We start from the raw sequence: 19,855 nt of genomic DNA, 5'->3' as shown, positions 1-19,855 counted from the left end.
GGTTTGACCACGCACGCACCGCAGGCGGCGCAGGCCGTGACGCTGCCCGCCTCGCTGGACGAGGCAGTGGCGGCGCTGGCCGCCATGCCCGCCGCCGTCCCGGTGGCCGGCGGCACCGACCTCATGGCCGCCGTCAACTCCGGACAGCTGCGGCCCGCCGCGCTCGTCGGCCTCGGCCGGATCAGCGAGATCCGCGGCTGGCAGTACCAGGACGGCCACGCGCTGCTCGGCGCCGGCCTCACCCACGCTCGTATGGGGCGCCCCGACTTCGCGGCCCTCATCCCGGCGCTCGCCGCCGCCGCGCGCGCCGCGGGACCGCCGCAGATCCGCAACGCGGGCACCCTGGGCGGCAACATCGCCTCGGCGGCTCCCACGGGGGACGCGCTGCCCGTGCTGGCCGCCCTGGAAGCCACGCTGATCATCGCGGGCCAGGGCGGAGCCCGCCGTGAGATCCCGGTGTCGCACCTGCTCGCGGGCATGGAGATGCTCCGCGGCGGCGAACTCATCGGCTATGTGCGTGTGCCGCTGCTGCACGCGCCGCAGGTCTTCCTGAAGGCGACCGGACGCACCGGACCCGGGCGCGCCATCGCGTCCGTGGCGCTCGTCCTGGACCCGGCGCGGCGCGGCGTGCGGTGCGCCGTGGGCGCCATAGCGCCGATGCCGCTGCGGCCCCTGGACGCGGAGGCGTGGGTCGCCCAGCTGATCGACTGGGACAACAGCCGGTCGATCGTGCCGGAGGCGCTCAACGCCTTCGGGGAGTACGTCGCCGCGGCCTGCATCCCCGATCCCGTCCCGGCCGAGGACGGCTCCGTACAACAGCTTCCGCCGGCCGTACTGCACCTGCGGCGCACCGTCGCCGCGCTGGCCCGACGAGCACTGGGGAGGGCACTGTCGTGACCGACGACCAGCACGGAGAGGGCACTCCGCGGACCAGCGGCAGGTGGGACCCCCTCCCGCAGGGGGACTACGACGACGGCGCCACCGCCTTCGTCAAGCTCCCCGAGGGCGGAATCGACGCCCTTTTGGCGGAACGCGAGACGCCCCTCGCGGCGCCCGGCCACGGCTATGTGCCTCCCCGGATCGCCGCGGCGCCCCCGGCGGCCGACCCCAGGGCGACGGGCACCTGGGCCGCGCCGGCCGAGGCCGTCCAGTGGCCGGACCCCAACGCCGCGCACCAGGAAGCCGTACGCCACGAGACCGGGCGCCAGGAGTCCGGATATCAGCAGGCCGCGCACGACGGGTTCTCGTACCACCCCGGCGCCACCGGCCAGTGGGACTTCGGGGAGGCCGCCCGGGAGGGTGCCTCCTCCGGTCGCCACCCGGCCGACGCGCCCGGACACGACGTCACCGGACAGTGGTCGATTCCGGTCGCCGAAGGTGATCTTCCGGACGAATCGGGCGAGTTCACCACGTCGGCCCTGGTCGAGCAGTGGGGCGGCACCCCGCCCGCCACGCTCCCGGGCGGCGCGGCAGCGCCCTGGGCGACCACGGAGATCGGCGAGCCGTGGTCCGCCGCACCGCGAGCGGCGACACCCGAGGCCCCGGGGGCCTCTGAGGGCCCCGTGGAGCCCGCGCGGCACACGCATACGGAATCGGCCGCCGAGGCCGCCCAGACGGCCGCGCAGGCCGCTCACGCGGCTCCTGAGCCGGTCGCCGGGCCCATGTCCGCGACGGCCGAGGCGTACGGGACCCCGGACGGGGCCGAACCGGACCCCGACCCGGCCACGCAGGCCGTCCCGGCAGCAGTCCCGGAGGATTCCTCGGAGTACGTTTCGGAGCGTCGCTCCGAGCACCCCTCGGAGCACCCCGAGTCCCCCGCGCCGGACGCCCCCGGTGCGGAGGCGAGCGACCCGGACACCCCTGCGCCGCCCCCGCACGACGAACACCCCCTGGCCTCCTACGTCCTGCGCGTCAACGGCGCCGAACGCCCCGTGACCGACGCCTGGATCGGCGAGTCACTGCTCTATGTCCTGCGCGAGCGCCTCGGCCTCGCGGGCGCCAAGGACGGCTGCTCGCAGGGCGAGTGCGGAGCCTGCAACGTGCAGGTGGACGGGCGGCTCGTGGCGTCCTGCCTCGTGCCCGCCGTCACGGCCGCGAGCAGTGAAGTGCGTACGGTCGAAGGCCTCGCCGCCGACGGACAGCCCTCGGATGTGCAGCGCGCCCTCGCCAAGTGCGGCGCGGTGCAGTGCGGTTTCTGCATCCCGGGCATGGCCATGACCGTGCACGACCTCCTCGAGGGCAACCCGGCCCCCACCGAACTCGAGACCCGCCAGGCGCTGTGCGGCAACCTGTGCCGCTGCTCCGGCTACCGCGGGGTCCTGGACGCCGTACGCGAGGTCGTCGCCGAACGCGAGGCGCACAGCGCGGCCGCCGCCGAGGCCACGCCGGACGCGGACGAGCCGCGCATCCCGCACCAGGCGGGGCCCGGCGCGGGCGGCGTCAACCCGTCGGCGTTCGAGGACCCTTCTCCGTACGACTCCCAGGCGCCGTATGAGCAGCCGTACGGCCAGGACGGAGGCCAGGCGTGAGCAACGAGACCGCGACCGCGACTCCCGCGGCACCCGGCACCGGCCCCGAGCCGCTGCCGCACGGGCTCGGCGTGTCGCTGCCCGCCGCGGAGGCCCGCGCCAAGACGGAGGGCACCTTCCCGTACGCGGCCGACCTGTGGGCCGAGGGCCTGCTGTGGGCGGCCGTGCTGCGCTCGCCGCACCCGCACGCGCGCATCGTGTCCATCGACACCAGCCACGCGCGCGAGATGCCCGGCGTACGGGCGGTCATCACCCACGAGGACGTGCCCGGCGCCGCCCTGCACGGCCGCGGCCGTGCGGACCGTCCGGTGTTCGCCTCCGAGGTCGTACGCCACCACGGCGAGCCCATCGCGGCCGTCGCCGCCGATCACCCGGACACCGCCCGGATGGCCGCCGCGGCCGTCATCGTCGAGTACGAAGTACTCGACCCGGTGACCGACCCCGAGCAGGCGTTCGAGGCCGAGCCCCTGCACCCCGACGGCAACCTGATCCGGCACATCCCGCTGCGCCACGGCGATCCGGACGCCGTCGGCGAGATCGTCGTCGAGGGCCTGTACCGCATCGGCCGCCAGGACCCGGCCCCGATCGGCGCCGAGGCCGGACTCGCCGTGCCCCGCCCGGACGGCGGCGTCGAGCTCTACATCGCCTCCACCGACCCGCACACCGACCGCGACACCGCCGCCGCCTGCTACGGGCTGGAGCCCGAGCGGGTGAAGGTCGTCGTCACCGGAGTGCCCGGCGCCACCGCCGACCGCGAGGACCAGGGCTTCCAGCTCCCGCTCGGCCTGCTGGCCCTGCGGACCGGCTGCCCGGTGAAGATCACCGCGACCCGCGAGGAGTCCTTCCTCGGCCACGCCCACCGGCATCCCACCCTCCTGCGCTACCGCCACCACGCCGACACCGAGGGCAGGTTGGTGAAGGTCGAGGCGCAGATCCTGCTCGACGCGGGCGCCTACGCCGACACGTCCGCCGAGTCGCTGGCCGCCGCGGTCTCCTTCGCCTGCGGCCCCTACGTCGTCCCGAACGCCTTCATCGAGGGCTGGGCCGTGCGCACCAACAACCCGCCCTCCGGCCATGTGCGCGGCGAGGGCGCCATGCAGGTCTGCGCCGCGTACGAGGCGCAGATGGACAAGCTCGCCAAGAAGCTCGCCCTCGACCCCGCCGAACTGCGCCTGCAGAACGCGATGGCCACCGGGGACGTGCTTCCGACGGGCCAGACGGTGACCTGCCCGGCCCCGGTCGCCGAACTGCTCCAGGCCGTACGCGACTACCCTCTGCCCGCGCTCCCCAAGGACACCCCCGAGGACGAGTGGCTGCTCCCGGGCGGCCCCGAGGGCGCGGGCGAACCCGGCGCCGTACGCCGCGGGGTCGGCTACGGCCTCGGCATGGTCCACATGCTCGGCGCCGAGGGCGCGGACGAGGTCTCCACGGCCACGGTCAAGGTCCACGACGGTGTCGCCACCGTCCTGTGCGCGGCCGTCGAGACCGGCCAGGGCTTCACGACACTGGCCCGCCAGATCGTCCAGGAGACCCTCGGCATCGACGAGGTGCACGTGGCGCCGGTCGACACCGACCAGCCGCCCGCGGGCCCCAGTTGTCGTGGCCGCCACACCTGGGTGTCGGGCGGAGCGGTCGAACGCGCCGCGAAGATGGTCCGTACGCAGCTCCTGCAGCCTCTGGCGCACAAGTTCGGCATGTCCACGGAGCTCCTCCAGATCACCGACGGCAAGATCACCTCGTACGACGGTGTGCTCTCGACCACCGTCACGGAGGCGATGGACGGCAAGGAGCTGTGGGCCACCGCGCAGTGCCGCCCGCACCCGACCGAGCCGCTGGACGAGGCGGGCCAGGGCGACGCCTTCGTGGGCCTGGCCTTCTGCGCGATCCGCGCGGTGGTGGACGTGGACATCGAACTGGGCTCGGTACGGGTGGTGGAGCTGGCGCTCGCCCAGGACGTCGGCCGGATCCTCAACCCCGCCCAGCTCACGGCGCGTATCGAGGCGGGTGTCACCCAGGGCGTCGGTGCCGCGCTCACGGAGAACCTCCGCACCGCCCGCGGCCTGGTCCGCCACCCCGACCTCACGGGTTACGCCCTCCCGACCTCCCTGGACGCCCCCGACATCCGCATCGTCAAGCTCGTCGAGGAGCGCGACGTCGTCGCCCCCTTCGGCGCGAAGGCGGCCAGCGCGGTGCCGGTCGTGACGTCCCCGGCGGCCGTCGCGTCCGCCGTACGGGCGGCGACGGGCCGCCCCGTCAACCGCCTCCCGATCCGTCCGCAAGCCGCCGTGGTGACCACGTCATGAGTACCCCCGAGCCGACGACCCACGACCCCGAGCAGCCGCGCTACGAGCCTCCGCCGAGCGTCGGGAAGCTGGCGCTGTGGGTACTGCTCTTCGTCGTGGCGGCCGTGGTGGTCGTCCTGGGCGGCGTGTACTTCACCTGAGACGGCTGACGGCTGACGGCTGACGGTCGCGGCAAGGCGTCCCCCGATGGCTTGAACCCGCGTGTTTCCGGGCCGTACGACCTGCGTGCCTGCGGGTTTCCGGCGTTGTCAGTGGGGCGGCGTATGGTTCTCGGTCAGTGGGGAACTGCCGCTGGGCGGCGGCGAGTTCCCCGCGGGAAGCACATATGCGTTCACATGCGCGGGGGAGCCATGAGCACGACTGACACCGATGTCGTCGGCGCGATCACGCTGACCGAGGACGAACTGGATCCATACATCACGCACACGGACACACGACAGTGGCTGACGGGGCCCGGCCTGCCGGCCGAGGGCACACTGCTGGGCTTCGGCGCACTGCGGGAGCACGGGCTGCGCAGGGTCGCCGACCTGGCCGGTGACGCCGACAAACTCGCCACGGAGCTCCAGGACCAGCTGGTCGTGGGAGCCCTGCGGACCTTCGACCGGGACCTGGAGTCGATCGTCCTGGACGGGGCGACGGGGAAGGTCGCCACGACGTACTTCTTCTCCGACCCGGCTCTGATGGACCTCGCGCCCCTGGCCCCCTCCCTGGAAGCCCTGGTGCGCTTCTCGGCGGCGACAGAGGAACTGACGGCGTCCCGCGGACGGTTCGCCTCCTACGAGGGCCGGTTCGGCCCGAAGGCGGTCACGGAGGCCTCCGAGTCCCTCGCCGCGGTCTTCGAGGCGGGCGCGGGCGGCGAGGTGGCGCCGTACTGGCGGATGGCCGCCCTGATCCGCCCCCTCGCCCGGATCGCGGGCCCCGGCGAGGGCCTCACCCTCGACCTGCCCAAGCGGCTGCTGGACGAGGAGTTCGGCGCGGGCGCGATCATGCGCTTCGAGGACGTCGACTTCCCGCCCGCGCTCGTGCACGAGCCGACCCGTCGCTTCCTGCGCGAGACCGGCCTGCCCGAGGACGGCCTCCTCTTCCAGCTGGACACGGAAGTGCCCCTGCCGGCCCTCGCCGACTACTACGCGGACCAGCGCCCCGACGACTTCTCCGCCGACGAACTCCCCCCGACGGCCGACCGCCTGATACGCCTCGGCTACCTCATCGAGGACACCAGCCTCGTGGTGGACGGCACCACGGGCGCGGTCCTCGCCTGGAGCGAGCCGGACATCACCCTGCGCCCCCTCAACGCCGACATCTCCACCCTCGCCTTCACCCTCTGGCTGCTCCACCGTGAGAAGGCCCTCGACGCGACCCACGACCTCACCGACTCCTACGAGCAACTGGCCGCCACCATGGCCCAGACCCTCGCCACGGTCGACCCGGTCGCCTGCGACCCGACCCTCACGCTGGAGGGCGACGACGGCTGGCGTTACTGGCCGGAGATATTCGAGGACGAGGCGGGCGGCACCCTCCACGGCTAGCCGCCGGACGACGACACCGCCCACACCGCTCACACGCGAGAATCGGCCGCCCCCGCTCACGGGGACGGCCGACAGATCTCACAAGAGGCCGTGGCGGGAATTGAACCCGCGTAACTCCACTGTTCTCCCACCCTGAAGACGGCCCGGACGGATAGCGGGGCCGGGCGGCTGTCACCGGGCCGGTGGCGCTCGTGCTGCAGCGGGTTCCCAGGTGGGGAATGCGGCGTCTGTCGGGGGATCTCGGGCTGCTCGTAGGTGAACTCGTGTGGATTGAAGCAATAGTTGGCGCTTTGCAGCCCATGCCGTCGCCGCTGTGGCCCAGCGATGTCCTTGTATCTCCATACAGCGGTCAGACCTGAACTGCCTCACCTGGCCACTTGCTTGGGTACCGGCTGCGTCCATGTGTGGACCACTCACCGTCGAATTGCGAGATGTGGGTCACATCGGGGGCGTCGGTGTCACACTCCCGGGGCTCGCCTGCGTCTCAGGGGGAAACCGTAGCGACCGCGGCAGGAGGCACTCATGAGCTCTGACACCCGACCTGGCGCACTGTGGAAATCCCGGCCGGACGGCATAGATGGCGACACGCTCCCCGGCGCCCTGGTCAACGGCAGCCTCGCTGTTCGGGGCCGCAGCCGCACGGACAGCACCTCCGCACCATCGCAGTTCCGGTGACGCCGGACGTCTGCGGAGCCGAGCCTCGGGTCACGCAGGGGTCGTGTACGTCGAGTTCGACGGCAGCCTGAGCGGCTCGGGGCTTGATCGACATGGACGAAGATTCGCACTCACACAGGAGTCAGGATGAAGATCTCTCGGCTGGCCACAGCAACCGTTGCAGCCGGTGTCATTGCCACCATCGCTGCTGTGCCGGCAGTCGCCGCGGTCAACCAGCACCAGGACCGCATCACTGCGGTCACTCCGGCGAACTGGCACAACGACGGCATCACTGCGGTCACTCCGGCGAACTGGCACAGCGACGGCGTGCCGGCGGTCACTCCGGCGAACTGGCACAGCGACGGCGTGCCGGCGGTCACTCCGGCGAACTGGCACAGCGACGGCGTGCCGGCGGTCACCCCGGCGAACTTCCACACCGACGGCGGCAGCGCTCTTGCCCCGGCGAACTGGCACAACGACGGCGTGCCGGCGGTCACTCCGGCGAACTGGCACAACGACGGCATTACGGCCGTCACTCCGGCCAACTGGATAGCGAACGTCTGAAGCTGGCGCTGAAGGCTTCCGTACAGCCTTCCTGGTCACCGTCTTGCTCCCCTCGGCAAGGCGGTGTCAGACCGGCTGCGCGAGACGTGAGGGGCCGGGCCGACGGGTGCCGAGCGAACGACTCTGAACGGTCGCGTACGGCGACGAATGAGACGGACTGAGACGGGCGACCCGTCGCGTAGCGTCGCAGTGTGCTCGCACTTTTCGACCTGGACAACACTCTGATCGACCGCAGTGGGGGGCTTGAGGATTGGGCCCGCAGTTTCATGCGTTCGCGCCGGTTGCCTCACGAGGCGGAGTCGGTCATCTGTGATCGACTCCGGTAGCGGGCCTACCCGGCGGACTTCGTACATCTTCGGGAGGCGCTCGGTCTCAGCGACGATCCGGGCGACCTTTGGCACGAGTACGTCGATGGCGTTGCCCGTTCGGTGCGCTGCTTCCCTGGGGTTCGGGAAGGGCTCGCCGCCCTGCGGGGTGCGGGGTGGGCCCTCGGAATTGCGACGAACGGCGCGGTCGACATCCAGCGCGCCAAGCTCTACGCGACTGGGCTCGCCCCGCTCTTCGACGGCATTTGTATCTCGGGGGAGGTAGGGGCCTGTCAATCCCCTCGCAGCGTGGAGACGATCCATGCGGCCAGTCCCTCGGCGAGGGTGGCCCGGCTCGGAACCATGCGGGCGCAAGGCCGGTTACTGCCCGGAGAAGCGACGCAAGAACCCGGAGACGTCCATCACCAAGTGGCGCGCCGGCCGCCGCGCGGTCGGTCTTCCGGATCAGCTCGTCGACCTACTGCGGGCGCACCGCAAGGCCCAAGAGGCGGAGAGGCAGGCGGCAGGGAATTGCTGGGTGGAAGGTGGCTGGGTGTTCCCCGACGAACACGGCCGCAGTCCCTCCCATCGGAGGGACTGGACTGAGTGGAAGGCCCTACTGGGGGAGGCGAACATCCGAGACGGTCGTCTGCACGACGCGCGCCACACGGCCGCCACGGTTCTACTCATTCTCGGCGTACCCGAGCGCGCCGTCATGGGCCTCATGGGGTGGTCGACAACCGCCATGGCCGCCCGGTATCAGCACATGGTCGACGTGGCGCGGCAGGTAGACGGCCTGATCTGGAAACCGGATGAGGATGGGCCGGACGGCGAAGACGGTGCGGCTGGCGCACTCCTCCCGGCACACTGAGTGGTCTGGGGGCAGGCGTTCGGGTCTGCCCCATGGGCCTCTTAAATGCGCTATCTTCTCCGGCAGATGACGACGTGTCAGACGTCACTGAAGGAGTATGTCGGCACATGAAAATTGAACGTCGCCTTGGAGTATCTCCGCGGGCACGCAAGCAGTGTTTGAGCGAGGCGAATTGCCCGGACATCTTCGAGTTGGCCGATGGTAGATTCGTGATCATCGGGGATGACATCACGGCGGACGTGAAGTCGATCCTTCCTGAAGATGCGGGGATTGGGCCGAATGAGCGGGCCGTCGTTATCACTCGTGAAACGCTAACGGCAGCTCGGGGGGATATCCCGTCATCGTGACGTCTACGCCTGGCGGCGCAACGGAGTGGTGGACGCCGCGGCTTGGTATGCACGTTCAGCGATGACGGTGAACCGAGCCTCGGCGGAGTCTCCGGGCACTCGATTGGGGTCGTGAATCTGCTCCCAGAACTCCCGCCACACCGGTACGGTGAAGAGGGTTTGTAGCACCGCTTCGATCGCGGCGTCTGAGTAGTCGCCAACCTCGAAGGCGAGATACTGTAGGGACAGTACCTGGTTTATGTACAGGTACTGTTTCTTCTTTTCCTGCGGAAGGTCACCTGACAGCGTTGGCCATGTCGCCGCAAGGTCGGCGTCACTCATGGCATCTCTGAGGATCGCGATGTGCAATCCGCGGACTAGGGCCTCCGACGTGCGGTGGATTTCACTCTTCATCAACCTCGTTTCACTGCACTGCTCCTGCATGATCCGTTGTTGATTCTGCAGCACGAGACGTTGCATCTCTGACTCCTTCTCCTGCATGCGCATCGTGCGTGCCATGTAGAAGAGGAGGACGGTCGATGATGCGGCTGCAGCAGCGCCGAATGCCTGCCCCGCGTTGCTGCTGCTATTTCCCTGCAGGGCAGGCACTTGAACGAGCATCAGGCTGAGGAAAACACAGCCGACGCAGGAAGCAATGATCGTGGCGAAGGATAGGGCTACACGCTTACTGGCTGAACGCCATTGTCGCCCGTCCATCTGGCCCCCCGACACGGTATGCGCTGCCTGTATTATTTCCTGCCGGCAGAGGCGGAAACGCGCACTGTTTTGATGTCCTCCTGGTAGGAGCATCTTCGATCTATCTGGTTAAAAGATCTGAAGGCGGGATTGAGGGTCTTATGTCGCAAGGTGTGAAAGTGCTGGGAGTTGCGATATATGCTGAGTCTTATTCCGCTTATCGTGCAGAAGTTGCAGGGATAGGGTCGACGCTTTACTAGGATGCGTCGGCCACTGCTTCTTTATATGCTGCCGAACGGGGTGGTGCCTCGATGCGCCCGGTCATGCGCCTAGCCGTCGCAGGGGACCTGTGCGCACTGTCCCTGTGTGAGGAACCTGTAGCTGGCGACTGGCGGTCCTCATCCTCTCGTTAGGTGCAGTCGACTGAGACGGGAACTGAGACGAGCGACCAAAAGGGCGGCACTCCCGTAGGGGTGCCGCCCTTCCGTTTTGCCTGCTCAAGACACTTGAGGCCGTGGCGGGAATTGAACCCGCGTAACTCGCTTTGCAGGCGAGCCCCTGAACCACTCGGGCACACGGCCGTTCTCAGGTGCGGCACGGCTCACTCGTTCCGAACCTGATGGGTTGAACGTAGGCGGGGCGGAGGGTGGGCTCAAGGGGTGCGGGGGCGCTGCAACGGGACTGCCATACGCCGTTCATGAATACCGGTTCTCGGGCCCTGGGCGTACGACCAAAGGCCCAGACGATCACGGTCTCCGGACAGGAGTCACTGTCAGTTGTGGCCCTTACGCTGGCGGCCATGACAGCGCTGGAAGCACGTGATGCCGCGACCGCCCCGCCCGAGGACAAGGGCGAGGGAGGGGTGCTGAGCCGCCCCTACCGGGCGCTCAGCATCGGGATCGTGTTCGTGGAGCTGCTGATCGCCTTCGAGGCCACGGCCGTCGGGACGGCGATGCCCGTCGCGGCACGGGAGCTCGACGGGGTGTCGTTGTACGCGTTCGCGTTCTCGGCGTATTTCACGACGAGCCTGTTCGGGATGGTGTTCGCCGGGCAGTGGGCGGACCGCCGCGGGCCCCTGGCGCCGCTGACCACGGGGATCACGGCCTTCGCGGCGGGACTGCTGCTGTCCGGGACGGCCGGGACCATGTGGCTGTTCCTTCTCGGGCGGGCGGTGCAGGGGCTCGGCGGCGGGCTGGTCGTCGTGGCGTTGTACGTCGTCGTGGTGCGGGCCTACCCGGAGCGGCTGCGCCCGGCGATCATGGCGGCGTTCGCGGCGAGCTGGGTGATTCCGTCCGTGGTCGGACCGTTGATCGCGGGCACGGTCACCGAACATCTGGGCTGGCGCTGGGTGTTCACCGGGATACCGGTGCTGGTCGTGTTTCCGCTGGCGCTCGCGCTGCCGCGGATACGACGGCTGTCGTCCGGGCGGTCGGCGGACGCGGGGACCGCAGGTCGCGAGCCCTTCGAGCGGCGGCGCATCCGGCTGGCGCTCGGGATCTCACTCGGCTCCGGACTCCTCCAGTACGCCGCCCAGGACCTGGACCCGCTCTCGCTCGTCCCTGGCCTCGCGGGCGCCGCGCTGCTCGTCCCGGCCGTCCTCGGGCTGCTGCCGCGCGGCACCTACCGGGCGGCGCGCGGGCTGCCGTCCGTGGTGCTGCTGCGCGGGCTCGCGGCCGGGTCCTTCATCGCCGCCGAGTCCTTTGTGCCCCTCATGCTGGTCACCCAGCGCGGGCTGTCGCCGACGCTCGCCGGGTTCTCCCTCGCGGCGGCCGGCGGGACCTGGGCGCTGGGGTCGTATGTGCAGTCGCGTCCACGGACGGAGCCGTACCGGGACCGGCTGATGTTCCTCGGGATGGTGCTGCTCGCGGCGGCCATCGTCGCCGTGCCCAGCGTGCTGATTCCCGCTGTGCCCGTGTGGATCGTCGCCGTCGCCTGGGGGTTCGGCTGCTTCGGGATGGGACTGGTGATCGCCTCGACCAGCGTGCTGCTGCTGCGCCTCTCGACGCCGGAGGAAGTCGGCTCCAACTCCGCCGCGCTCCAGATCTCCGACGGCCTCTGCGACATCGTGCTCCTCGCGGCGGGCGGCGCGGCCTTCGCGGCGCTGGGCGGCGGCAAGGTCGCGGAGACGGCCACCTCCACGGCCGACGGTTCCCACCCCACCGCGTTCGCCGCCGTGTTCCTGCCGATGGCGGGGGTGGCGTTGGTGGGGGCCTGGGTGACCACGCGATTGCGAGAGCGGTGATCTGGGAAGAGAGCAGTGCTCCGGTTCGGCCGGGTGCGGTCATCGCGAACCGGCCGACCTCGTCCGGCCGACCTCGTACTGCCTGGTCATCGCCATGGCGGCCGGTGAAGAGCAGGACATCGGGGTGATCGGTGGGCGGTCGCGGGGTTTGTGAGGTGGGTCCCATCCGCGGGTGACCCGGCGTCGTCCGCGCGTTGACAGCTCCGGGGCGCCGGTAGGGTGGCCCGGTTGTCATACGTAGCCGAGCCGCTCGACCCAACCACGGAGACCGTGACTACCACCGCCGCCAGCGCATCCACCTCGCACCATCTCTCACCCGCCTTCCCCGGCCGCGCCCCCTGGGGTACCGCCAGCAAGCTGCGTGCCTGGCAGCAGGGGGCGCTGGAGAGGTACATCCAGGAGCAGCCGCGCGACTTCCTGGCCGTCGCCACGCCCGGCGCAGGCAAGACGACGTTCGCGCTGACGCTCGCGTCCTGGCTGCTGCACCATCACGTCGTGCAGCAGGTGACCGTGGTCGCGCCGACCGAGCACCTGAAGAAGCAGTGGGCGGAGGCCGCCGCGCGGATAGGGATCAAGCTGGATCCCGAGTACAGCGCCGGTCCGCTCAGCAAGGAGTACCACGGCGTCGCCGTGACGTACGCGGGTGTGGGCGTGCGGCCCATGCTCCACCGCAACCGCGTCGAGCAGCGCAAGACCCTCGTCATCCTCGACGAGATCCACCACGCCGGTGACTCCAAGTCGTGGGGCGAGGCCTGTCTCGAAGCGTTCGAGCCCGCCACTCGGCGGCTCGCGCTCACCGGTACGCCCTTCCGGTCCGACACCAATCCGATTCCCTTTGTGGCGTACGAAGAGGGAAATGACGGGATCCGGCGGTCTTCCGCCGATTACACCTACGGATACGGGTCCGCTCTGGGGGACGGGGTCGTGCGGCCCGTCATCTTCCTCTCCTACAGCGGCAACATGCGGTGGCGCACGAAGGCGGGGGACGAGATCGCGGCCCGGCTCGGCGAGCCGATGACCAAGGACGCCATCTCGCAGGCCTGGCGCACAGCGCTCGACCCGCGCGGCGAGTGGATGCCCAGTGTGCTGCGCGCCGCCGACCAGCGGCTGACCGAGGTCAGGAAGGGCATCCCGGACGCGGGCGCGCTCGTCATCGCCTCCGACCAGGACTCCGCGCGCGCGTACGCCAAGCTCATCCGTGAGATCACCGGGACGAAGGCGACCCTCGTCCTGTCCGACGACACGGGCGCGTCCAACAGGATCGACGAGTTCAGCCATAGCGAGGACCGGTGGATGGTCGCCGTCCGCATGGTGTCCGAGGGCGTCGACGTGCCGCGGCTCGCCGTCGGCGTGTACGCCACCACCATCTCCACGCCCCTCTTCTTCGCGCAGGCCGTCGGCCGTTTCGTACGGTCCCGGCGGCGCGGCGAGACCGCCTCCGTCTTCCTCCCGACCGTCCCCGATCTCCTCGGTTTCGCCAACGAGATGGAGGTCGAGCGCGACCACGTCCTCGACAAGCCCAAGAAGGAGGGCGAGGAGGACCCGTACGCCGAGTCCGAGCAGGAGATGGACGAGGCGAACCGGGAGCAGGACGAGGACACCGGCGAGCAGGAGCAGTTCTCCTTCGAGGCGCTGGAGTCCGAGGCCGTCTTCGACCGAGTGCTGTACGACGGCGCCGAGTTCGGGATGCAGGCCCACCCGGGGAGCGAGGAGGAGCAGGACTACCTCGGGATTCCGGGGCTGCTCGAACCCGACCAGGTGCAGCTGTTGCTCCAGAAGCGGCAGGCGCGGCAGATCGCGCACAGCCGCAAGAAGCCCGACGACGAGGCCGACCTTCTCGAACTGCCCGCCGAGCGGCGGCCCGTGGTCTCGCACAAGGAGATGCTGGAACTGCGCAAGCAGCTCAACACCATGGTCGGCGCGTACGTCCACCAGAGCGGCAAGCCGCACGGCGTGATCCACACCGAACTGCGCCGCGTGTGCGGGGGGCCGCCGAGCGCGGAGGCGACGGCGGGGCAGTTGCGGCAGCGGATCGCCAAGGTGCAGGAGTGGGCCACCCGAATGCGGTGACGCTGGGCGCTGTGCCTGGGCGGTCGCGGTTCGTGGGGCGCTGGTTGTGCTTCGGCTGTGGATCGCTTGTGGCTGGTCGCGCCCACGCGGCGGAGCCGCATGATGTCAGCGCCCCGCGCCCCTTTCAGGGGCGTGTTCCTGTGCGTGTGCGCCGTACGTACGAGGACAAAGGCCCTGCAAAGGGGAAGAGTCCGTACCAGGCCATGACCGGATTCTGGACGGAGACTTCCGCTGAGCGAACTGGCTCGCTACTGTCCCGCTACGCACACGCCCCGTGGCAGCGCCGCCGCGGAGCGCAGCCGTGTAGCGACTCCACCCGGGAAGAGCCCGGGTCGTCAGCCGACGGCGGCCTCTGAAGCGCGTCGCCGACGGGACTCGGAGACGCAACCGCCGCGAGGGGCCGCCGACCTCACCACTAAGGAGTGGGCGTCGTGACCGCGGAGACCTCTCAGACGCTCGACCGGGGACTGCGTGTCCTCAAGCTGCTCGCCGACACGGACCACGGGCTGACCGTCACCGAGCTCTCGAACAAACTGGGCGTCAACCGGACCGTTGTGTACCGCTTGCTCGCCACGCTGGAGCAGCACGCGCTCGTACGCCGGGATCTGGGCGGCCGTGCCCGGGTCGGGCTTGGGGTACTGCGGCTGGGGCGTCAGGTGCATCCGCTGGTACGGGAGGCCGCGCTGCCGGCGCTGCGCGCGCTGGCCGAGGACATAGGGGCCACGGCCCATCTCACGCTCGTCGACGGGACCGAGGCGCTCGCCGTCGCCGTCGTGGAGCCGACGTGGACGGACTATCACGTCGCCTACCGCGCCGGGTTCCGCCATCCGCTGGACCGAGGCGCCGCGGGCCGCGCGATCCTCGCCGCCCGGCAGCCCGGGCCGGCGGACGCCCCGGGATACACGCTCACGCACGGAGAGTTGGAGGCGGGTGCGAGTGGGGCCGCCGCTCCCCTGATAGGGGTGACCGGGGTCGAGGGCAGCGTCGGTGTCGTCATGCTCGCGGACTCCGTGCCGGAACGGGTGGGGCCGAGGGTCATGGACGCGGCGCGGGAGGTCGCGGACGCGCTGCGCTGACGCTCCGTACTGTGCGGACGCTCCGCATTCCGTGGCGCTGAGGCCCCGCACTCTGCCGCGCTGGCGCTCCGCGCTCCGTGGCGCTGAGGCCCCGCACTCTGCCGCGCTGGCGCTCCGCGCTCCATTGTGTTGACGCCCCGGACTTCGCCGCCCTGACCCCCCGCGCTCGGCCACACTGCCCCCCCGCGCCCTGTTGCGCCGACGGTCCTTGTTTCCAGTCACCCCCTGGCTTTGGCCGACCCGCCAAACCACCCCCGCCATCTCTGGCCGATGCGCCCACCGCCCGTCGCCCCGCCCTCCGCATCATCAGGGCACTGAAGGCGGAACGGTGAACGGTGGAGGGAGACAAGGCGTGGAGACGGAGACGGTACGTACACGGCCGGACGTCGGCCGAGGAGGCGGACGGGCGGCTCGGCTGACCCGGCGTCAGGACGTCGGATCGCTGGTCGCCGAGGCCGCCGGGAGCCCGCTCAGGCGGACGATGGGCGTCGGGCAGCTCACCCTGCTCAGCGTGGGCGCCACGCTCGGCACCGGCATCTTCGTGGTCCTCGGCCAGGCGGTGCCCGAGGCCGGTCCCGCCATCGTCGTGTCGTTCGTCCTGGCCGGTGTGACCGCGCTGTTCTCCGCGCTGTCGTACGCCGAGCTGGCCGGCATGATCCCGGGCTCCGGCTCCTCGTACAGCTATGCGTACGCCACCCTCGGCGAGCTCGTCGCCTGGGTGTGCGGCTGGTGTCTGATCCTGGAGTACGGGGTGTCCGTGGCCGCCGTCGCGGTCGGCTGGGGGCAGTACGTCAACGAACTGCTCGACCTGACCGTCGGGGTCACCCTCCCCGACACGCTCAGCGCGCCGCCCGGCGCAGGTGGTGTCCTCAACATCCCCGCCGCCGCCATCGTCGTCCTCGCCATGGTCGTGCTGCTGCGCGGAGCGAAGGAGAGCGCCGTCGCCAACACCGTCATGGTCGGTGTGAAGATCGCCGCCCTGGTGATGTTCTGCGCGGTCGCCTTCACCGCCTTCCGCGCCGGGAACTTCACGCCCCTCTTCCCGCTCGGCACCGCCGGCATGAGCGCGGGCGCCGCCTCGCTCTTCTTCTCCTACATCGGCTTCGACGCCGCCTCGACGGCGGGGGAGGAGGCGAAGAACCCGCAGCGCGACCTGCCGCGCGCGATCATCCTCTCCCTCGTCCTCGTCACCGCCCTGTACGTCCTCGTCGCGGTCGCCGCGCTCGGCGCGATGCCGTGGAGGAAGTTCGAGGGCACGGAGGCCACGCTGAGCCAGGTGCTCGTGCAGTCCGTCGGCGGCGGCAGCCTGTGGCCGATCCTGCTATCCATCGGGGCGGTCGTGGCCACCACGAGCGTCGTGCTCACCGTGCAGTACGGTCAGATCCGCATCCTCTTCGCGATGTCGAGGGACGGGCTCGTGCCGCCGCTGTTCTCCAAGGTGCACCCCACCACCGGGGTGCCGCGCGCCAACACGGTCATCGTCTCCACCTTCATCGCCGTGCTCGCCGCGCTCGTCCCGCTGGGCGCGCTCGCGGACGCCACCAGCATCGGTACGCTCTTCGCCTTCATGCTGGTCAACCTGGCGGTCGTCCTGCTGCGCCGCCGCAGCCCGGAGGCACCCCGCTCCTTCCGGGTCCCCTTCTCACCGGTGACGCCGATCCTGGGTGTGGGCTTCTGCGTCTACATGCTGTTCAGCCTGGGGTCGGACACGTGGGTCGCGTTCGGCGCGTGGATGGCCGTCGGCCTGGTGATCTACTGGTTGTACGGGATCAAGCACTCCAAGCTCGGAGACAAGCCCGGAGACAAGCCCGGCGAGAAAATCGGCGACAACCTCGGCGACGAGGAAGTGGCGTGAACACCCTCGACCTCACCGCCGACGTCGTCGCCCTCACCCGCGCCCTCGTCGACCTCCCCTCCGAGAGCGGCGAGGAGGCCCGGCTCGCGGACGCCGTCGAGGCGGCCCTCGCCGACCTCCCGCACCTCACCGTGGAGCGGATCGGCAACTCGGTGGTCGCCCGCACCGGCCTCGGCCACCCCGAACGGATCCTGATCGCGGGCCACTTGGACACCGTTCCCGCCGCCGGGAACCTGCCGTCCGTCCTGCGGGGCGACCTCCTGTACGGGCTCGGCGCCTGCGACATGAAGGGCGGCGTCGCCGTCGCACTCCGGCTGGCGGCGACGCTCCCCACGCCCACCCGCGACCTCACGTACGTCTTCTACGAGTGCGAGGAGGTCGAGGGCGACCGCAACGGGCTCGGCCGGATCGCCGCCGTACGGCCGGAGTTGCTGAAGGCCGACCTCGCGATCCTCATGGAGCCGTCCGACGCCGGGGTCGAGGCGGGCTGCCAGGGTGTGCTGATGGCCGACATCACGGTCCGCGGCGAGCGCGCGCACACCGCGCGCGCCTGGCGGGGTGTGAACGCCGCGCACCGCGCCGGGGCCGTCCTCCAGCGCCTCGCCGACCACATCCCGGAACGGGTCGTGATCGACGGCCTGGAGTACCGGGAGGGGCTGAACGCCGTCGCCGTACGCGCCGGGGTCGCGGGCAACGTCGTCCCCGACGAGTGCGTGATCACCGTCAACTCACGTTTCGCACCGAGCCGTTCGGCCGAGGAGGCGGAGAAGTACGTACGGGATCTCTTTCCCGAGGACGAGTACGAGGTCGACGTCACGGAGGTCGTGCCGGGCGCGCTCCCCGGGCTCGACCGGCACGCGGTCGCCTCGCTCGTCCGCATGCTGGACGCCACGCCGCGTCCGAAGCTGGGCTGGACGGACGTGGCCCGTTTCGCCGCCCTCGGCACGCCCGCCCTCAACTACGGCCCGGGCGATCCGGTCCTCGCGCACACGGCGGGGGAGTACGTCCCGGTGGCGCAGCTGCGGGCGTGCGAGAAGCGGCTGACGCGGTGGCTCACGCCGGGGGGCCGCTGAGCCACTCCAGCGGGAACTTGGTGGACTTACGGCTGTTCCACGTTGGCGTAGTGGGCGCCGCCCTCACCGACGCGGAAGTGCGGACGTGCGGACGTGTGTGCGGGTGCTGTCGCGGATGCTGGAGGTCTTCGAGGACGTGGACGTCAACTGACGGCCAGGACCGAAGGGTGGCTCAGCGGCGGCTGCCGAGTCCGCCCAGCGTCCGCAACTGGAGCCACAGCACCAGCCGTTCGTCGGGATCGTCGAGGTCGATGCCGAGCTGCTGCCGGGCCTGCCGGAGGCGGTAGCGGCAGGTGTTGGCGTGCACGGCGAGCAGCCGCGCCGCGCCCGCCATGTCGCAGCCCGCTTCCAGCCAGGCGACGAGGGTGCGGGCGTACTCGGTGCCGTGCTCGGCGTCGTACGCGAGGACCCGCCGCCACCCGCCCGCGCTCAACTCCCGTCGCTCGCCCAGGACTTCGGCAAGCCGCAGCAGGGTGACGCGCGGCCTCACCTCCTCCACGGTCGCCACCGGCAGCTCCGGGCCCAGGACCCGCAGCACGAGGTCGGCGTCGTCCCGGGAGGCCCGCACCTCCGCGAGCCCGGGGACCACGTCCCCCAGCCCGGCCCGTACGGGCACCCGCAGCGCCTGCCCGGCCCGCCCCACGATGTCCTCCGCCAGCCCTCTGTGCCGCGCCCCGCCACGCTCCCCGACCGCCGGCAGCAGCGCGTACACGACCCCGTCGACGAGGACGCCCGCGTGCCGCCCGTAGCGCGCCTCGCACTGGAGGCGTACGAGGTCCAGGAGCCGTAGCGCGGTCTGTTCGACGTCCGCCGCCGAGACACTGGAGTCCAGGACGAAGGCGGCCACGCGCACGGGCGCCGGGTTTCCGTCCGGGCCGAGGCTCAGCCCCAAGCGGTGGGCGGCGCCCGCCGGGTCGGCGGTGCCGTCGAGCAGGCGGCGCAGCAGGTCGCCGTTCTGGTGGCGGGCCAGCTCCTGCGCGGCGCGGGCCCGCAGCAGGAGCAGCGCCGCCGTGGACGCGCCCTGAGCGAGGGCCTCCTCGGCGTCCGGCGCGAGGCCGCCGTCGTCGACGACCCACAGCGAGCCGAGGGTCTCGCCGCCGGCCCGGACGGCGACGGCGAGCCGCGGCAGGTTGTCGCTGCCCTCCAGGGCGGGCAGCCGGACCACGCCCTCGGCCGCGAACAGCACCCGGTACTGCTCCGAGTTGGCGGGGCTCCCTGGTACCTGGAGGCCGAGGATGCCCGTGCGGCGGTCCTCGTCGACCGGCTGCCCGGCAACCGTCGAGTAGGCGAGGATCCGCTGCCGCGGGTCCTCGATCGCGGTGGCGCCGCCGACGGCCGCGGCCACCGCGTCGGCCAGCGCGAACAGATCCCCCAGACCGCTTCCGGCGGCCGAGGGCCGTGCGCCGATCGCGGAGGCGAGCAGCAGATGCACGTGGTGCCAGGCGGCGTCCTCGTCCACGGACAGCAGGGCCACACCCGCCGACTCCGCCTCCGCGAGCGGGCCGTCCGGGCCGCGTACGACCAGCCCGGTCATCCCCGCCTCCGCCGCCGCCCGCGCCAGCGGCCCCGCCGCGGACGCCCGCACCCCGACCGCGAGCAGCAGCGCCCCGGGCGCACGGGTCAGCGGCGCGTGGGCGTCGTACAGCAGCGCCTCGGTGACGGGCACGGTGAGCCCGGCGGGCGCGGTGTGCAGCCGTACGGAGGGGCCGCCGACGACATCCAGCAGGTCACCGAGGGTGCAGGCGTCCACGCGACTCCTTCCG

At 71.2% G+C, this 19,855-nt stretch carries 15 protein-coding genes, 1 tRNA gene and 2 pseudogenes; 15 read left to right on the top strand and 3 right to left on the bottom strand.

Annotated elements, in window-relative coordinates; translation table 11 throughout:
- Positions 1 to 3: 3 nt before the first annotated feature.
- The 10 genes and pseudogenes from ACFVWD_RS14045 (at position 4) to ACFVWD_RS14000 (ending at position 9,101) form a co-directional block, all read left to right on the top strand.
- The gene (locus tag ACFVWD_RS14045; protein WP_101404900.1) at positions 4 to 897 is read left to right on the top strand and encodes a xanthine dehydrogenase family protein subunit M; all 894 of its coding nucleotides are present in this window, start codon (positions 4 to 6) and stop codon (positions 895 to 897) included.
- Positions 894 to 2,528: a 2Fe-2S iron-sulfur cluster-binding protein gene (locus ACFVWD_RS14040; protein WP_389596058.1), complete on the top strand. Its 1,635-nt coding sequence runs from the start codon at positions 894 to 896 to the stop codon at positions 2,526 to 2,528. The genes ACFVWD_RS14045 and ACFVWD_RS14040 overlap by 4 nt, the downstream gene beginning before the upstream one ends.
- Positions 2,525 to 4,831, top strand: a complete 2,307-nt coding sequence (locus ACFVWD_RS14035; RefSeq protein ID WP_389596056.1) for a xanthine dehydrogenase family protein molybdopterin-binding subunit — start codon at positions 2,525 to 2,527, stop codon at positions 4,829 to 4,831. Before ACFVWD_RS14040 ends, ACFVWD_RS14035 begins: the two co-directional genes overlap by 4 nt.
- Positions 4,828 to 4,971 carry a hypothetical protein gene (locus ACFVWD_RS14030; protein WP_266582713.1) on the top strand — a complete coding sequence of 48 codons (144 nt, stop codon included), beginning with the start codon at positions 4,828 to 4,830 and terminating at the stop codon, positions 4,969 to 4,971. Before ACFVWD_RS14035 ends, ACFVWD_RS14030 begins: the two co-directional genes overlap by 4 nt.
- Positions 4,972 to 5,181: 210 nt before the next feature.
- Positions 5,182 to 6,360 carry an SUKH-4 family immunity protein gene (locus ACFVWD_RS14025; protein ID WP_389596054.1) on the top strand — a complete coding sequence of 393 codons (1,179 nt, stop codon included), beginning with the start codon at positions 5,182 to 5,184 and terminating at the stop codon, positions 6,358 to 6,360.
- Positions 6,361 to 6,882: 522 nt separating this feature from the next.
- Positions 6,883 to 7,035, top strand: coding sequence for a hypothetical protein (locus ACFVWD_RS14020; protein WP_389596052.1), 153 nt, complete (start codon positions 6,883 to 6,885; stop codon positions 7,033 to 7,035).
- A 126-nt stretch (positions 7,036 to 7,161) separates the two neighbouring features.
- Positions 7,162 to 7,578: a hypothetical protein gene (locus ACFVWD_RS14015; RefSeq protein ID WP_389596051.1), complete on the top strand. Its 417-nt coding sequence runs from the start codon at positions 7,162 to 7,164 to the stop codon at positions 7,576 to 7,578.
- Positions 7,579 to 8,006: 428 nt separating this feature from the next.
- Positions 8,007 to 8,108: pseudogene (locus ACFVWD_RS14010) on the top strand (HAD family hydrolase); the annotation flags it as partial.
- A gap of 133 nt (positions 8,109 to 8,241) precedes the next feature.
- A pseudogene (locus ACFVWD_RS14005) lies at positions 8,242 to 8,754 on the top strand (tyrosine-type recombinase/integrase); the annotation flags it as partial.
- A 107-nt stretch (positions 8,755 to 8,861) separates the two neighbouring features.
- Entirely contained in the window at positions 8,862 to 9,101 is a 240-nt protein-coding gene (locus ACFVWD_RS14000; RefSeq protein ID WP_093627200.1) for a hypothetical protein, read from the top strand.
- 3 nt (positions 9,102 to 9,104) lie between these two features.
- On the opposite strand, the gene ACFVWD_RS13995 is transcribed toward ACFVWD_RS14000, so the two are convergent.
- Both ACFVWD_RS13995 and ACFVWD_RS13990 read right to left on the bottom strand, forming a co-directional pair.
- On the bottom strand, positions 9,105 to 9,689 hold the full coding sequence (locus ACFVWD_RS13995) for a DUF6082 family protein (RefSeq protein ID WP_389596049.1): 585 nt from the start codon (positions 9,687 to 9,689) through the stop codon (positions 9,105 to 9,107).
- Positions 9,690 to 10,285: 596 nt separating this feature from the next.
- Positions 10,286 to 10,357: transfer RNA gene (locus tag ACFVWD_RS13990), tRNA-Cys, on the bottom strand.
- Between the two features lie 218 nt (positions 10,358 to 10,575).
- Between ACFVWD_RS13990 and ACFVWD_RS13985 the strand changes: the two genes are divergently transcribed.
- The 5 genes from ACFVWD_RS13985 (at position 10,576) to dapE (ending at position 18,092) form a co-directional block, all read left to right on the top strand.
- Entirely contained in the window at positions 10,576 to 12,018 is a 1,443-nt protein-coding gene (locus ACFVWD_RS13985; RefSeq protein ID WP_389596047.1) for an MFS transporter, read from the top strand.
- A gap of 270 nt (positions 12,019 to 12,288) precedes the next feature.
- Positions 12,289 to 14,088 carry a DEAD/DEAH box helicase gene (locus ACFVWD_RS13980; protein WP_389596045.1) on the top strand — a complete coding sequence of 600 codons (1,800 nt, stop codon included), beginning with the start codon at positions 12,289 to 12,291 and terminating at the stop codon, positions 14,086 to 14,088.
- 431 nt (positions 14,089 to 14,519) lie between these two features.
- The gene (locus ACFVWD_RS13975) at positions 14,520 to 15,164 is read left to right on the top strand and encodes an IclR family transcriptional regulator (protein WP_101408088.1); all 645 of its coding nucleotides are present in this window, start codon (positions 14,520 to 14,522) and stop codon (positions 15,162 to 15,164) included.
- Positions 15,165 to 15,516: 352 nt separating this feature from the next.
- Positions 15,517 to 17,019 carry an amino acid permease gene (locus tag ACFVWD_RS13970; RefSeq protein ID WP_389596044.1) on the top strand — a complete coding sequence of 501 codons (1,503 nt, stop codon included), beginning with the start codon at positions 15,517 to 15,519 and terminating at the stop codon, positions 17,017 to 17,019.
- Positions 17,016 to 18,092 carry a succinyl-diaminopimelate desuccinylase gene (gene dapE / locus ACFVWD_RS13965; RefSeq protein WP_389596042.1) on the top strand — a complete coding sequence of 359 codons (1,077 nt, stop codon included), beginning with the start codon at positions 17,016 to 17,018 and terminating at the stop codon, positions 18,090 to 18,092. Before ACFVWD_RS13970 ends, dapE begins: the two co-directional genes overlap by 4 nt.
- Positions 18,093 to 18,264: 172 nt before the next feature.
- On the opposite strand, the gene ACFVWD_RS13960 is transcribed toward dapE, so the two are convergent.
- Positions 18,265 to 19,842: a PucR family transcriptional regulator gene (locus ACFVWD_RS13960; RefSeq protein WP_389596040.1), complete on the bottom strand. Its 1,578-nt coding sequence runs from the start codon at positions 19,840 to 19,842 to the stop codon at positions 18,265 to 18,267.
- Positions 19,843 to 19,855 lie beyond the last annotated feature (13 nt).

Origin of the sequence: Streptomyces sp. NPDC058086 (genome assembly GCF_042885015.1) — a bacterium.
Classification (GTDB): domain Bacteria; phylum Actinomycetota; class Actinomycetes; order Streptomycetales; family Streptomycetaceae; genus Streptomyces.
This window is presented reverse-complemented; position numbering and strand designations above follow the sequence as displayed.